Raw genomic sequence first — 13,683 nt, 5'->3', positions numbered from 1 at the left:
CGGTTTTTGCTGTCGGAGAGGACCTCAGGCAGTGAAAACCAGCTGATCTATCCCAGGGAGACCCTGGCGTACTGGTAGTAGGTCTGACCGTTCTCGTCTCCGTTGTGCTGCCGGCCGACCATGACTTCTTCCGGGCCTGCCTTCGAGTGGCTGGAACTTTCCCTCTGGCCTGGGGTCCAGCGGTAGGAGGTCAGGTGTACGTTTCGCCCCTGCCAGGTCAACGAGGCGGTGGCATACCTTGTCTGACCGTTCTCGTCCCCGCTGTGCTGCCTGCCGGACAGGGCCCGATTGGGCGGTGGGGCGGAGAAGAATGATCCGCTCTCCCTTTGGGAACTGCTCCAGGTCGGCCCGCTCACCTGGACGAGTTCGTCGTGGATGAGGATGAATCCGCAGTAGTACGTGGTGTTGCCGTTCTCGTCCCCACTGTGTGCCCGGCCGATCAGGACCTGATAAGCCGGGCACTCGACGGGAGTTCCGGCCGACTCCCGCACCGTTCTGGTGTAGCCGTCGATGATGACGACGTCCGCCCTCGGGGCAGCGCTCGCGTCGGTGGCCGATACAGTGCCGAGCCCCACGGACAGGAGGCCGGCGCTCGCGAGCGCCAACGCGCGTCTGCTGATTCGCGACAACTGACTCACGGGTTTCCTTTCACGTGATTTTGTACGCGATGTGTGTCGGAGCAGGTTATTTCCTGGGAAGAGGGACAGTCAGCAGCGAGATTCCAGCCACCGCGGCCCGTATAGCCCGAGCTCTTGTCCTATGAACATTCCGCTGGAGCGCCTGAATGCGTGGGCGTCGAGCCGCGATGACGGAGCTGGAGCGCACGACCTGACCGCGCGCCGGCCCGAGGCGGCCATCGCAATTCGAGGTACGGAGCCCGGCCGCCTCGTGATGAAGGGGGCCTCCCGCCGACGGGAGGCCCCCTTCACCACGAGCTGTCTGTCTGGGCTCTTGCTGCTACGTCACACCAAGCGGCCGTCGGCCGAGGCGCCTCGGACTTCGTCGACGAACGCCGCGAAGGCTGCCGCCGGGAATGCCAGCGTGGGGCCGCCGGGGGCCTTGGAGTCGCGGATGGCGACCCGCGTCCCGGCAGGGGCGACCTCTAGGCATTCGTTGCCCTCGCCTCCGCTGTAGCTGCTCTTGAACCAGGCGGAGGCCGGTATGTCGGTCCGGGGCTGCGGGTGATCAGTCATGGGTCAGCTCTGGCGCGCCGTTGCGCCGCACTTCGTCGACGAACGCCGTGAACGCTGCCGCCGGGAATGCCAAAGTGGGCCCGTCTGGTGCCTTGGAGTCTCGGACGGCGACCCACGCCCTGGCATGTGCGACTTCCACGCACTCGTTGTTGGCGGCGCTGTAGCTGCTCTTGAACCAGCCCGCGGTCGCGAGCTGGGCGACGGTTGGCGGGGTGTTCATCGGTGGAGCTCCTGTCGTCTTGCGGCCAGCAGATCGAGGCTGGCCGAGGCGTCGGCTGCTTGGGATCGCAGGTAATCAAACATGAGCTTGTAGTTCTGCACTTCCGTGGGGTCGTCGAGATACAGACCGCGCTTGTGGAGTTCGAGGTAGACCACGTTCATGCTGTTGAGCGGATCGTGCTCATCCTCTCGCCCGAGGACCACGAAGTGTCCTCCGGATCCGGCCGCATGCGCGCCCACAGTGAACGGAAGCACCTGGATGTCCACTTGAGGCCGCTGGGCCATGGCGTGCAGATGCTCGAATTGCTCAGCCATGACGTCAGCTCCGCCGACCGTTCGTCGGAGCACTGCATCATCGAGAACAACCCATAGGTGCAGCGCGGGCGAGCGATCCAGGATTGCCTGCCGTTTGATACGGGCATCCACTGCGCTCTCGATTGCGTCCGCACCCTCGCGGACGCGCTGTGCCTGATGCACCGCCAGTGCATAGCGCGGGGTTTGAAGGAGCCCGGGCACCAACGCGTTGGCGTAGACGTGTTCGTACTCGGCTACGTCCTCGAACGACATCAGCGGATCCATGACCTCCGGCACCGCCGGATGGTCCATCCACCAGCCGTTTTGCTGATTGCGGACGAGCAGTACCAGAGCTTCGCGCTCTTGGGCCGTGGCGCCGCACGCATCGGCGAGCGCGCTCACGGTTGGCAGTCTGAGTTTGGCGCGGTCCTGCCAGGTCTCATATCGGTTGACGGTGCCCACGGAGACGCCGGCGCGCTTCGCCACCTCGGATTGAGTGAAGCCGGCGCGGCCCCGAAACGCCTTGAGCCCGCGAGCAATTTGCATGCGGCCAGCCGGCCCCGCGGAACCACGTACGGTCACGATCAATCCTCCAACTAGCCACGGCTGCCCCTGACCTGCCCAACCGTGCCATCAACGAGTCGAGCGTACGCGGCAGTCGGTGCTTCGTAACCCTCCGCGCGGCAGTCACCCTTCTGAATGAAATCGCAATGTTGCAACTATCGTTTGTTGAATTTCAATGGCATGTTACTCAGTGAAGTGAAAACTCGTACGGTGAAAGGCAGTTGAGAACATGACAAGCCTCATCGGTCACACCCGCGATCGCATCCGCGCCCTGTTCGCGCCCAGTGGTCGGCATCGTGCTGTGTCGTCGAGTCACCTATCTCGGCCAGTTCGCCCGGCCTGTCCGCCCCGCCGCCCCGGCCCATACGCCACCGACACCCCCGTCGACGGCCGGGCAACGGCCATGATCCGCCCCTACCTGCTCACCCGCGAGCAGTGGCAAGAGCGACGCCACCGGCGGCAACTCCGCACGCTTCGGGTCACCGCATACGGCGTGCGTGACATGGAGGTGGCGCGGTGAACGTCGATCACACTTCGCTACGGCGGCTGCCCTGGACCGGAGAGGACGGCCGGCCCTGCTATCTGTCCACGGACGGCACCGGCCCGGTATCCCGTCTCGTCAACCGGCTGGAGGCTATGGCGCCCGGCGCGGCAGGTGGGCCGCTCGGCCAAGCGCAGGACGTATTCGCCGACTTCGGGCGGGACCCGGAACCTGAACTCGGTTCTCCGGAGAGTCAGTTAACCGATGCCCTCTGGGGTGCGTTGACGCAGTCGCCCACCCCGCTGCAGGCGTTGGGCCTGCAGTCGCTCCCCGGTGGGGACCTTTCCTCTGCGTGCGCCGCCCGCCATTACGTGCGGACCATGGCCTGCTGGTGGGGTGTGGTCCCGGAGCAGACGGAAGCGCTGGAGTTGATCACCGGGGAGCTCGTCGGCAACGCGCTGAAGTACGGCAACGGTCGTCTCATCGCCGTCGTGCTCTCGTGTACCGCCCGGACGGCGTGCGTCGGCGTGACCGACGAGGGGAAGGGCTGTGTGCCCGTACCGGCCAGCCCGGGGCCTGAGCAGGAGGGCGGGCGCGGACTGCTGATCGTCGAGGCGCTGGCCGACCGCTGGGGGCAGCGGGCGCTGGACGGCGGTTTCACCGTCTGGGCCGAGATGGCCCTCAAGTGCTGAGGGTCGCCCCGGTGACGCAGACCACGAGCGAAACGCTTCCGTTTCGCTCGGCGGTGTCCTATCTTCGAGGTGTACGAAACCGTTTCGTTCGCGATTGCCGTCGGTAAGGTGGCCGCGTGCGTACGGTCCGACCAGGAGGTAGCTGTCATGGGGCGCAGTCGGCTGACTCCCGAGCGGGAGGGTGAGCTCTTCAACGCCGTGCTCGATCTGCTGCGCGAGGTCGGCTATGACGCGCTGACCATGGATGCCGTTGCCGCCCGTACGCGGTCCAGCAAGGCCACCCTCTACCGCCAGTGGCAGGGCAAGCCGGAGCTCGTCGCCAGGGCGCTGCGGCACTGCAAGCCGATCAGCACCGCGGACGTCGACACCGGGAGCCTGCGCGGCGACTTCGCCGAGCTGGTGCGCCGGGCCGACGACGCGGGGCAGGTCGAGAAGGACGCGGCCCTGATGCGGGGGCTGGGGATGGCCATCCACGGCAACCCCGAGCTGCACCAGGCCCTGCACGAAGTCCTCCTCGACCCCGAGGTGACCGGGCTGAACGCGATGCTGCAGCGCGCCATCGACCGTGGTGAGATCGCGGCCGGGTGTCCCGCGCTCCAGTTCGCGCCGCACATGATCGTCGGCGCCCTCATCGCCCAGCAGCTCATCGAGGACCGCGCCGCCGATGCCGCGTTCCTCTCCGCCTACCTCGACGCCGTGGTCTTCCCCGCCCTCGGCGTCTGATCCCACCCCGCCCAACTCCCCTGCATCACGGCCCTCGTACCCGGCACGCCGCTCTCGTCGCCGGGGTGATGGCGCACGCCTCGGTGCGCGCCTGTACGCGCCTCTGTACGCCCATGCACGCCCTTCATCCGACGGGAGCACCCGGTCTCATGGCCACTTTCCTCTACAAGCTCGGCCGCTTCGCCTTCCGGCGACGCCGCTTCGTCGCCTTGATATGGGTGGCCCTGCTGGCGGTTGCCGGCGTCGGGGCCGCCACCGCCGCCGATCCCGCAGCCGACTCCTTCTCGATCCCCGGCACGGAGGCCCAGCGCGCCTTCGACCTTCTCGACCAGCGCTTCCCCGGTACGAATGCCGACGGTGCCACGGCCCGGGTGGTCTTCAAGGCCCCCGCGGGCGAGACGATGAAGGACCCGGCGAACAAGGCGGCCGTCGAACGCACCGTCCACGCCCTGCAGTCGGGCTCCTCGCAGGTCGACCGGGTCGCCGACCCGTACGCCGCCAAGGCCCTCAGCAAGGACGGCCGCACCGCCTACGCCCAGGTCTCCTACAAGGTCACCGGTTTTGAACTGACCGATGCCTCCAAGGACGCCCTCGAGGACGCGGCCAAGGACGGCCGGGATGCGGGGCTGACCGTCGAGACCGGCGGCAACGCCCTGCAGGCCATCCCCGAGACGGGTGCGACCGAGGTCATCGGCATCGCGATCTCCGCGGTGGTCCTCGTCATCACCTTCGGTGCGCTGATCGCGGCCGGACTGCCGCTGCTGACCGCGCTGATCGGCGTCGGCATCGGCGTCTCCACCATCACCGCGCTGAGCAGCGCGCTCGACCTCTCCAGCACCACCTCGACGCTGGCCACGATGATCGGCCTCGCCGTCGGCATCGACTACGCCCTGTTCATCGTCTCCCGCTACCGCGCCGAGATCACCGAGGGCCGCGAGCGCGAGGAGGCCGCCGGACGCGCCGTGGGCACCGCGGGCTCCGCGGTCGTCTTCGCGGGGCTGACCGTGGTGATCGCGCTGGTCGGCCTCACCGTCGTCAACATCCCGATGCTGACGAAGATGGGCCTGGCCGCGGCCGGCACCGTCGTCATCGCCGTACTGATCGCGCTCACCCTCATCCCGGCGCTGCTGGGCTTCGCGGGGGCGCGGGTGCTGCCCCGTAAGGTCCGTAAGACGGAGAAGGCGGGCGAGGGCGGCACGGCGGGCAAGGAAAAGGCGGCCGGGGAGAAGCGCGACCGGTCCGTCGCCGGCACCGAGCGGCCCAATATGGGTACCCGCTGGGCACGCTTCGTGCTGCGGCGCCCGGTCTCCGTGCTCCTCGCGGGCGTGGTCGGCCTCGGTGTCGTCGCGATCCCCGCGGCCTCGCTGGAGCTGGGACTGCCGGACGACGGCTCGCAGCCCACCCACACCACTCAGCGCAAGGCGTACGACCTGCTGTCGGACGGCTTCGGTCCGGGCTTCAACGGCCCGCTGATGCTGGTCGTCGACGGGCGGGACGCGCACGACGGGCAGACCGCCAAGTCCGCTGCCGCGCGGGTTGCCAAGGAGGTCGGCAAGCTGGACGACGTCGCCGTCGTCACCCCGCCCACCTTCAACAAGGCCGGCGACACCGCGATGCTGAACGTCGTCCCGAAGTCGAAGCCCAGCAGCGTCGCCACCGAGGACCTGGTGCACGACATCCGGTCCACGGCGCACGGCATCGCCACGGACACCGGGGCGAAGACCCTGGTCACCGGCACCACCGCGATGAATGTCGATGTCTCGCAGAAGCTGAACGACGCGCTGGTGCCCTATCTGGCGCTGGTCGTCGGCCTGGCCTTCCTGCTGCTGATGGTGGTCTTCCGCTCGGTGCTCGTCCCGCTCAAGGCGGCGCTCGGGTTCCTGCTCTCGGTGGTGGCGGCGCTCGGTGCGGTCGTCGCGGTCTTCCAATGGGGCTGGCTGGCCGACGTGTTCGGGGTCGAGCAGACCGGCCCGATCATGAGCATGATGCCGATCTTCATGGTGGGCGTGGTCTTCGGGCTGGCGATGGACTACGAGGTCTTCCTCGTCACGCGGATGCGCGAGGCCTTCGTGCACGGTGAGCGTCCTGGCGAGGCTGTGGTCACCGGCTTCCGGCACGGCGCGCGGGTGGTCACCGCCGCCGCGGTCATCATGATCAGCGTCTTCGCCGGCTTCATCGGCTCCTCCGACTCGATGATCAAGATGATCGGCTTCGGGCTCGCCGTCGCCGTCTTCTTCGACGCCTTCCTCGTCCGGATGGCCCTCGTCCCCGCGGTCCTGGCGCTGCTGGGCCGCTCCGCCTGGTGGCTCCCGCGGTGGCTCCAGAAGGTGCTGCCGAATGTGGCTGTCGAGGGGGAGGGGCTGCGTACGCAGCTCGGTGACGCCGACACCGCCGAGGGGCCGGACGAGGACGCCGCACGCGAAGCGGTGCGCGTCTGACGGACCGCGCCGGGCCGGAGCGCAACGCGCGGCCCGGCGCGGGCTTCCCGCCCCTCATTCGTGCGCATGTTCCCATGGGTGAGGGGTGTGCAGGTGGGACCCGGCTTTGCGTGCGCCGTGGCCGTTTCGCATCATGGGCGCTCTTGCAAGTTATTTGCAGGAGACACCACCATTGGTGGGTTGCAGAGCCTGAAGCGGAAGAAGCCTGAGATGCACGTACCCGATGGATTCATCAATGCGCCGGTGTCGGCCGCGACCGGTGTGGTCGCCGCCGCCGCGGTCGCGGTCGGTCTGCGGGGCGCCCGGCGTGAGCTGGCGGGTGCGGGCGCGGGCGGTGTCGCGGGCGCGGAGCGTACGGCGCCGCTGGCCGGACTGGTCGCGGCGTTCATCTTTGCCGTGCAGATGCTGAACTTCCCGGTCGCCGCGGGCACCAGCGGGCATCTGTTGGGCGGTGCGCTGGCGGCGATACTCGTCGGCCCGTACACCGGTGTGCTGTGCGTCTCCGTCGTGCTGCTGATGCAGGGCGTGCTGTTCGCCGACGGCGGGCTGACCGCGCTGGGCGTGAACATCACCGATATGGCGATCGTGACGACCGTGGTCGCCTACGCCCTGTTCCGCGGGCTGGTGAAGGTGCTGCCGCGGCGCCGCCGCTCGGTCACCGTGGCCTCGTTCGTCGCCGCGCTGGTGTCGGTGCCGGCGGCCGCCGTGGCCTTCACCGCCCTCTATGCGCTCGGCGGGACCGCGGATGTCGCGATCGGCAAGGTGTTCACCGCGATGGTGGGCGTCCACGTCCTGATCGGGATCGGCGAAGCGGCGATCACCGCCCTGACGGTCGGCGCGGTGATAGCCGTACGCCCCGACCTGGTGTACGGCGCACGTGGCCTGGCCAAGCCGCTGGAGCTGCGGACCTCGCCGCTCGCCGTGCCTGCCGGCGCAGCCGCGCCTGCCGAGGGGGCCGCGCCGGCCGACGAGCCCTCCCGGCCCGCCGCTGCCTCCGCCTCTGCCGCTCCCGCAGGCGCCTTTGCGGCCTCCGTTGCCCCGCGCCGCTCCGCCCGCCGGGTCTGGCTGGCCGGGCTCGCCGCTGCCCTGGTGTGCGCGGGCGGCATCAGCTACTACGCCTCCGCCAGCCCCGACGGCCTGGAGAAGGTCGCCCACGACCAGGGCATCGACGCCAAGGCCCGGGACCACGCCGCCAAGGACTCCCCGCTCGCCGACTACAGCGTCAAGGACATCACCAACCCGCGCCTGGCCGGCGGCCTCGCCGGTGTGATCGGGGTCGGCGCGACGCTCGCCGTCGGTACCGGCGTGTTCGTCGTGCTGCGGCGCCGCAGGAACGCCGACAGCGGCGAGCAGCCGGGTACGGGCAGCGGTGAGCAGCAGGCCGCGGGCAGCGGCGAGCACCAGGGCGCGGGCGCCGGGCGCCCGTCGGAGAGCGCCTGAGATGGGCGCCGGCCATGCGCACAAGCTGTACCGGCACGGACATTCACCGGTCCACGTCCTGCCGGCGCACTGCAAGATCGCCGCGGTCTTCTGCTTCGTCCTCGTCGTCGTCTCCACCCCGCGGGAGGCCGTCTGGGCGTTCGGGCTCTATGCGCTGCTGATCGCGGCCGCCGCCGGGGCCGCCCGGATCCCGGCCGGGTTCCTGCTCAAGCGGCTGCTGATCGAGGTGCCGTTCGTCGCCTTCGCCCTGCTGATGCCGTTCGTCGCGGAGGGGCCGCGCGTCGTGGTGCTCGGGATGAGCCTGAGCGAGTCGGGGCTGTGGGGCGCCTGGAACATCCTCGCCAAGGGGACGCTGGGCGTCGCCGCGTCCGTGCTGCTCGCCGCCACCACCGAACTGCGCGCCCTCCTGCTGGGCCTGCAGCGCCTGCGGATGCCGCCGCTGCTCGTCCAGATCGCCTCCTTCATGATCCGCTACGGCGATGTGATCACCGACGAGATGCGGCGGATGCGGGTCGCCCGGCTCTCCCGCGGCTTCGAGGCGCGCGGAGTGCGCCACTGGGGCGTGCTCGCCAAGTCGGCCGGCGCGCTGTTCATCCGCTCCTACGAGCGCGGGGAGCGGGTCCACCTCGCCATGGTCAGCCGCGGCTACACCGGCACCATGCCCCAGATCGGCGAGGCCACCGCCACCCGCGCACAATGGACGGGCGCGGCCGCCCTTCCCCTCGCCGCGCTCGCCGTCTGCCTCCTGGGATGGACCCTTTGAGCACCACCGCACCCGCCCCCTCCCTCGCCGTCTCCCGGCTCGCCTACGCCTACCCCGACGGCCACCAGGCGCTCTTCGGCGTCGACCTGACCGTCGGCCGCGGCGAGCGGGTCGCGCTGCTCGGGCCCAACGGCGCCGGCAAGACCACCCTGGTCCTGCACCTCAACGGCATCCTCGAAGCGGGTGCCGGCACCGTCGAGGTCGCCGGCCTCCCGGTCGCCAAGGGGAACCTTGCGGAGATCCGCCGCCGGGTCGGCATCGTCTTCCAGGACCCCGACGACCAGCTGTTCATGCCCACCGTCCGCGAGGACGTCGCCTTCGGCCCGGCCTCCTCGGGGTTGCGCGGCGCCGCACTGGAGGAGCGGGTCACCGAAGCACTCGGCCGGGTCGGCATGGCGGACTTCGCCGACCGTCCGCCGCACCACCTCTCCTTCGGGCAGCGCCGCCGGGTCGCCGTCGCGACCGTGCTGGCGATGCGGCCGGAGATCCTGGTCCTCGACGAGCCGTCCTCCAACCTCGACCCGGCCTCCCGCCGTGAACTCGCCGACATCCTGCGGTCGTTGGACGTCACCGTCCTGATGGTCACGCACGACCTGCCGTACGCACTGGAGCTGTGCCCGCGGTCCGTCGTGCTCTCCGACGGGGTGCTGGTGGCCGACGGGACCACCCAGAAGCTGCTGTGCGACGAGGAACTGATGCGCACCCACCGGCTGGAGCTGCCCTTCGGCTTCGATCCGCGGTCGGTCGACGTTCCGCGGTGACCTGCCGCCGGGCCGGCCCCGGTGGCATCCGGCCCCGACGCGCCCGTGTGACGAAGGCCACGGGGTGCGGTCCTGGTCATCAGCACTGATCCGCGCGTTGCACCATGGATGGGTCACGAAAGCGACGGATGAGTGGGAAGCAGGAATCAGTGGTGGACGTCCAGGGCACGGTCGAGGACGGCTTCGAGCCGGTCCGGGACGCCTTCATGGCCAACTTCGACCGGCGCGGTGAGCGGGGCGCGGCGGTCGCCGTGTACCGGCACGGGCGCAAGGTCGTCGACCTGTGGGGCGGCACCAAGGACGGGGACGCCGGCAAGCACGCGGCGGACGCGGCGCCCTGGGAGGCCGGCACCGCCCAGGTCATCCGGTCCGCGACCAAGGGCATCGCCGCGCTCGTCCCGCTGCTGCTGCACCAGCGCGGACAGCTCGACCTCGATGCGCCGGTCGGCACGTACTGGCCCGAGTTCAAGGCCGCCGGCAAGGAACGCGTCCTCGTCCGCCATCTGCTCTCGCACCGCGCCGGACTGCCGGCCCTGGACACCCCGCTCACCCCCGGCCAGGCCATCGACGGCGTCAGCGGCCCCGCCGCCCTCGCCGCCCAGGCCCCCCTCTGGGAGCCCGGCACCGACCACGGCTACCACGCGCAGACCTACAGCTGGCTGATCGGCGAGCTGGTGCTGCGGGTCACCGGCCGCAGCGTCGGCAGCTGGATCGCCGACGAGATAGCCGGGCCGCTCGGCCTCGACCTGTGGGTCGGCCTGCCCGAGGCGGCGCAGTCCCGCGTCGGACGACTCGCCGCCGTCGGGGCGCCGGCCCCGCCCGCCGCGACGGGCCTGCGGGTTCGCCCGAAGCCGTCCATCGCCGACGCCTACGCCGATCCGGACTCGCTCACCAGCCGCGCCTTCGCCGCCATCACTCCGGCGCCCGACGAGAACGACCCCGCCTACCGGGCCGCCGAGCTGCCCGCCTCCGGCGGTATCGCCACCGCCCGTTCGCTGGCCCGCTGTTACGCCGCGCTCATCGGGGCCGTCGACGGCCACCCCCGGCTCTTCGCGCCCGCGACGCTCACCCTCGCCCGGACCGAGGAGTCCGCGGGGCCCGACCGCACCCTCCTCGTCCCCACCCGCTTCGGCCTGGGCTTCATGCTCCACGGGCCGGCCTCGCCGCTCCTGGCCCCCGGCTCCTTCGGCCACCCGGGCCGCGGGGGCGCGCTCGCCTGCGCCGCCCCGGAGACGGGGCTCGCGTTCGGGTACGTCACGAATGGGATGCAGCGGAATGTTACGGCGGATCCTCGTGCGCAAGCGCTCCTGCGCGCGGTTTCCCACGTTGCCGGGTGACCCGCCGTCGTTCTTTCCGTTGTTCTTTTCCCGCCTTCGGCGGGGGCGGGGTTGGTTGTTGGGGTGGGGCCCCTGGTTGTGTGGTGGGTGCCGGGTTCGGGGCCTCCGGGGTGGGTGTTCGGACTGCTTCGCCTTACGTCCGAACACCCACCCCTCCGGCCCCGCCCCCTCCCGCCGTTTGTGGGGCTCCACCCCGGTGGGGAGCAGGAAAAGATAAAGACCAGTAGCTGGGCACGCGCCACGGTGCGGGCCCAGCTACTGGTCTTTGAGAACCTTCACCCCCACCGGGCGAGGGCCGCCGTCCCGGGCGGGAGGGGGTGGGCCTCCGGCACCCGCCACAAAGCAATAGCGCCCCCCGCCCAAACCCCCACCCCCGCCGGAGGCGAGACGCTACGGTCTGGGATGGGGAGGGAACGCGATGAAGATAGTGATACCCGGCGGGACCGGACAGGTGGGGACGATACTGAAGCGTGCGCTGAGCGCCGCAGGGCACGAGGTCGTGGTGTTGACCAGGCGGCCGGTGCGTGCCGGGGAAGTGCAGTGGGACGGTGTGACGCGGGGGCCCTGGGCGGCGGCGGTCGACGGCAGTGACGTCGTGATCAACCTGGCCGGACGCAGCGTCAGTTGCCGCTACACGCCGGCCAACCTCCAGGCGATGATGGACTCACGGGTGGACTCGGCCCGCGTCGTGGGGGAAGCGATCGCGGCCGCTTCCCGGCCGCCCCGTGTCTGGCTGCAGATGAGCACCGCCACCGTCTACGCCCACCGCTTCGACGCCCCGAACGACGAGGCGAGTGGGGTGGTCGGCGGCTCGGAGCCCGGGGTGCCGGGCTACTGGGCGTACAGCGTCGAGATCGCCAAGGCCTGGGAGCGGGCGCAGGAAGAGGCCAGGACCCCGGGCACCCGCAAGGTCGCGCTGCGCTCCGCGATGGTGATGAGCCCCGATCGCGGCGGCGTGTTCGACGTGCTGCTGCGGCTGGCGCGGCTCGGGCTCGGCGGCCCGGTCGCGGGCGGGGCGCAGTACATGTCCTGGATCCATGACCTCGACTTCGTCCGCGCGGTCGAGTTCTTGGTCGAACGGAGCGACCTCAGTGGGCCGGTGAACCTCGCCGCCCCCGCCCCGCTGCCGCAGCGCGCGTTCATGAGGGCGCTGCGGGCCGCCTGGGGTGTCCCGGTGGGCCTGCCGGCCACGAAGTGGATGGCGGAACTGGGCGCGTTCGCGCTGCGCTCCGACACCGAGCTCCTGCTGAAGAGCCGCCGTGTGGTGCCCGGCCGCCTGCTCGATGCGGGATTCGCCTTTGACCACGGGGAGTGGCGGGGCGCCGCGGACGACCTCGTGCGGCGGGTCCGCGGTGCACGCGCCGGTACCTGAGCCGTCCGCGGGGCGCCGCTCGTTCAGCCGGTGTGGAGCATCAGGCCGATGCCGATGACCATCAGGCCGGCCGCGGCGATCCGGGGGGCGCCGAAGCGTTCCTTGAAGAAGAGGGCGCCGATGGCGGCGCCCACGATGATGGACGATTCGCGCAGGGCGGCGATGGGGGCGAGGGGCGCGCGGGTCTGCGCCCACAGGACCAGGCCGTAGGCGAAGACGGAGAGCACACCGCCGACCATGCCACGCAGGGCGATGGGGCGCAGGTCGGTGAGGAGTTGGCGGCGGCGGGTGGCGAGCGCGTAGACGGGGATGACGATCCCTTCGAGGATCATCAGCCAGGCGATATAGCCCAGGGAGGTGCCGGAGGCGCGGACGCCCAGGCCGTCGACGGTGGTGTAGGAGGCGATGGCCAGGCCGGTGGCGAGGGCGGCGAGGAGGGCCGGCCAGTGCGGCTTGGTGCCCGAACCGCGGATGCCCCAGAGGGCGACGCCCACCAGCCCGGCGGAGGCCAGGGCGACACCGGCCAGCCCCCAGCCGTTGGGGACCTCGTGGACGAAGACGGCGGCCAGGACCGTGACGACCAGGGGCGCGGTGCCGCGGGCGATGGGGTACATCTGGCCGAAGTCGCCCAGGCGGAACGACTGCATGAGCAGGGCCTGGTAGACGATGTGCAGCACGCTGGAGGCCAGGAGGTAGGGCCAGGCGCCGGCCGCGGGCAGCGGCGTGACGGCGGCCATGGCCAGGCCGCAGAGCGCACCGCCGCCGCCGACCAGGGTGAAGGCCAGGAGCTGGTCGCGTATGCCGTGGGCGATGGCGTTCCAGCTGGCGTGGGTGACGGCGGCCATCAGGACCGCCGCGACGACGAGCGGGGTCATGCGGTGCGCTGGCGGACGTCGACGACCCGCCCGCCGGCGTACTCGATCAGGGCCGCGGGGGCGAGCGGGAAGACCGTGTGCGGGGTCCCGGCGGCGGCCCAGACCGTGTCGTGCGCCAGCAGGCCGCGGTCGGCCAGCACCCGGGTGCGGGTGCGGTGGCCGAAGGGCGGGACGCCGCCGATGGCGTAGCCGGTGGTCTCGCGGACGAGGGCGGCATCGGCGCGGGCGACCTCGGCGGCGCCGAGCTCCGTGCGCACCCGCTCCGGATCGACGCGCGAGGCGCCGTCCATGAGCACCAGCACCGGCTGCCCGTCCACCGCGAAGACCAGTGACTTGACGATCTGGGCGAGCTCGCAGCCGACGGCCGCGGCGGCCTCGACCGCGGTGCGGGTGGCCTCGGGGAAGCCGCGGACCTCCACGGTCAGGCCCAGTTCCGTGAGCGCCTCGGCGAAGCGGGGGTGAGCAGTGGCGTGCGGGGTTTTTGGTGTGGTGCCGGACCGGGAATCGCTCATGGCCCGCACGCTAGCGAAA

14 protein-coding genes are annotated in these 13,683 nt (G+C 70.9%); 8 read left to right on the top strand and 6 right to left on the bottom strand.

Annotation, left to right across the window (positions count from 1 at the left end):
- Positions 1 to 47 precede the first annotated feature (47 nt).
- The 4 genes from CFW40_RS13885 to CFW40_RS13870 form a co-directional block, all read right to left on the bottom strand.
- A complete protein-coding gene (locus tag CFW40_RS13885; protein ID WP_256331474.1) occupies positions 48 to 638 on the bottom strand; it encodes a hypothetical protein in 591 nt (196 codons plus the stop codon).
- A 324-nt stretch (positions 639 to 962) separates the two neighbouring features.
- The gene (locus CFW40_RS13880) at positions 963 to 1,193 is read right to left on the bottom strand and encodes a DUF397 domain-containing protein (protein ID WP_088798173.1); all 231 of its coding nucleotides are present in this window, start codon (positions 1,191 to 1,193) and stop codon (positions 963 to 965) included.
- Positions 1,186 to 1,413 carry a DUF397 domain-containing protein gene (locus tag CFW40_RS13875; protein ID WP_088798172.1) on the bottom strand — a complete coding sequence of 76 codons (228 nt, stop codon included), beginning with the start codon at positions 1,411 to 1,413 and terminating at the stop codon, positions 1,186 to 1,188. Before CFW40_RS13875 ends, CFW40_RS13880 begins: the two co-directional genes overlap by 8 nt.
- Positions 1,410 to 2,288, bottom strand: a complete 879-nt coding sequence (locus tag CFW40_RS13870; RefSeq protein ID WP_088798170.1) for a helix-turn-helix transcriptional regulator — start codon at positions 2,286 to 2,288, stop codon at positions 1,410 to 1,412. The genes CFW40_RS13875 and CFW40_RS13870 overlap by 4 nt, the downstream gene beginning before the upstream one ends.
- Before the next feature lie 498 nt (positions 2,289 to 2,786).
- Between CFW40_RS13870 and CFW40_RS13865 the strand changes: the two genes are divergently transcribed.
- The 8 genes from CFW40_RS13865 (at position 2,787) to CFW40_RS13830 (ending at position 12,277) form a co-directional block, all read left to right on the top strand.
- Positions 2,787 to 3,443 carry an ATP-binding protein gene (locus CFW40_RS13865; protein WP_088798167.1) on the top strand — a complete coding sequence of 219 codons (657 nt, stop codon included), beginning with the start codon at positions 2,787 to 2,789 and terminating at the stop codon, positions 3,441 to 3,443.
- A gap of 147 nt (positions 3,444 to 3,590) precedes the next feature.
- Entirely contained in the window at positions 3,591 to 4,166 is a 576-nt protein-coding gene (locus CFW40_RS13860; protein ID WP_088798166.1) for a TetR/AcrR family transcriptional regulator, read from the top strand.
- A gap of 149 nt (positions 4,167 to 4,315) precedes the next feature.
- A complete protein-coding gene (locus CFW40_RS13855; RefSeq protein ID WP_088798163.1) occupies positions 4,316 to 6,604 on the top strand; it encodes an MMPL family transporter in 2,289 nt (762 codons plus the stop codon).
- Positions 6,605 to 6,814: 210 nt separating this feature from the next.
- Entirely contained in the window at positions 6,815 to 8,044 is a 1,230-nt protein-coding gene (locus CFW40_RS13850) for an energy-coupling factor ABC transporter permease (RefSeq protein WP_256331475.1), read from the top strand.
- Position 8,045: 1 nt separating this feature from the next.
- Complete coding sequence (gene cbiQ, locus CFW40_RS13845; RefSeq protein WP_088798161.1) at positions 8,046 to 8,807, top strand: cobalt ECF transporter T component CbiQ; 762 nt, start codon at positions 8,046 to 8,048, stop codon at positions 8,805 to 8,807.
- Positions 8,795 to 9,568, top strand: a complete 774-nt coding sequence (locus CFW40_RS13840) for an energy-coupling factor ABC transporter ATP-binding protein (protein ID WP_088798158.1) — start codon at positions 8,795 to 8,797, stop codon at positions 9,566 to 9,568. The genes cbiQ and CFW40_RS13840 overlap by 13 nt, the downstream gene beginning before the upstream one ends.
- 128 nt (positions 9,569 to 9,696) lie before the next feature.
- On the top strand, positions 9,697 to 10,905 hold the full coding sequence (locus tag CFW40_RS13835) for a serine hydrolase domain-containing protein (protein ID WP_256331477.1): 1,209 nt from the start codon (positions 9,697 to 9,699) through the stop codon (positions 10,903 to 10,905).
- 418 nt (positions 10,906 to 11,323) lie between these two features.
- A complete protein-coding gene (locus tag CFW40_RS13830; RefSeq protein ID WP_088798154.1) occupies positions 11,324 to 12,277 on the top strand; it encodes a TIGR01777 family oxidoreductase in 954 nt (317 codons plus the stop codon).
- Between the two features lie 23 nt (positions 12,278 to 12,300).
- Here CFW40_RS13830 and CFW40_RS13825 read toward each other — a convergent pair whose 3' ends face one another.
- Together CFW40_RS13825 and CFW40_RS13820 are read right to left on the bottom strand one after the other, a co-directional pair.
- Entirely contained in the window at positions 12,301 to 13,152 is an 852-nt protein-coding gene (locus CFW40_RS13825; RefSeq protein WP_088798152.1) for a DMT family transporter, read from the bottom strand.
- Positions 13,149 to 13,664 (bottom strand): YbaK/EbsC family protein, encoded by a 516-nt coding sequence (locus CFW40_RS13820; RefSeq protein WP_256331478.1) that lies wholly within the window; start codon positions 13,662 to 13,664, stop codon positions 13,149 to 13,151. Before CFW40_RS13820 ends, CFW40_RS13825 begins: the two co-directional genes overlap by 4 nt.
- Between the last annotated feature and the right edge of the window lie 19 nt (positions 13,665 to 13,683).

Source organism: Streptomyces sp. 2114.4 (assembly GCF_900187385.1).
Classification (GTDB): Bacteria; Actinomycetota; Actinomycetes; order Streptomycetales; family Streptomycetaceae; genus Streptomyces; species Streptomyces mooreae.
Note: the sequence above shows the minus strand (reverse complement) of the source record. Positions and strands in the feature narration are given on the sequence as shown.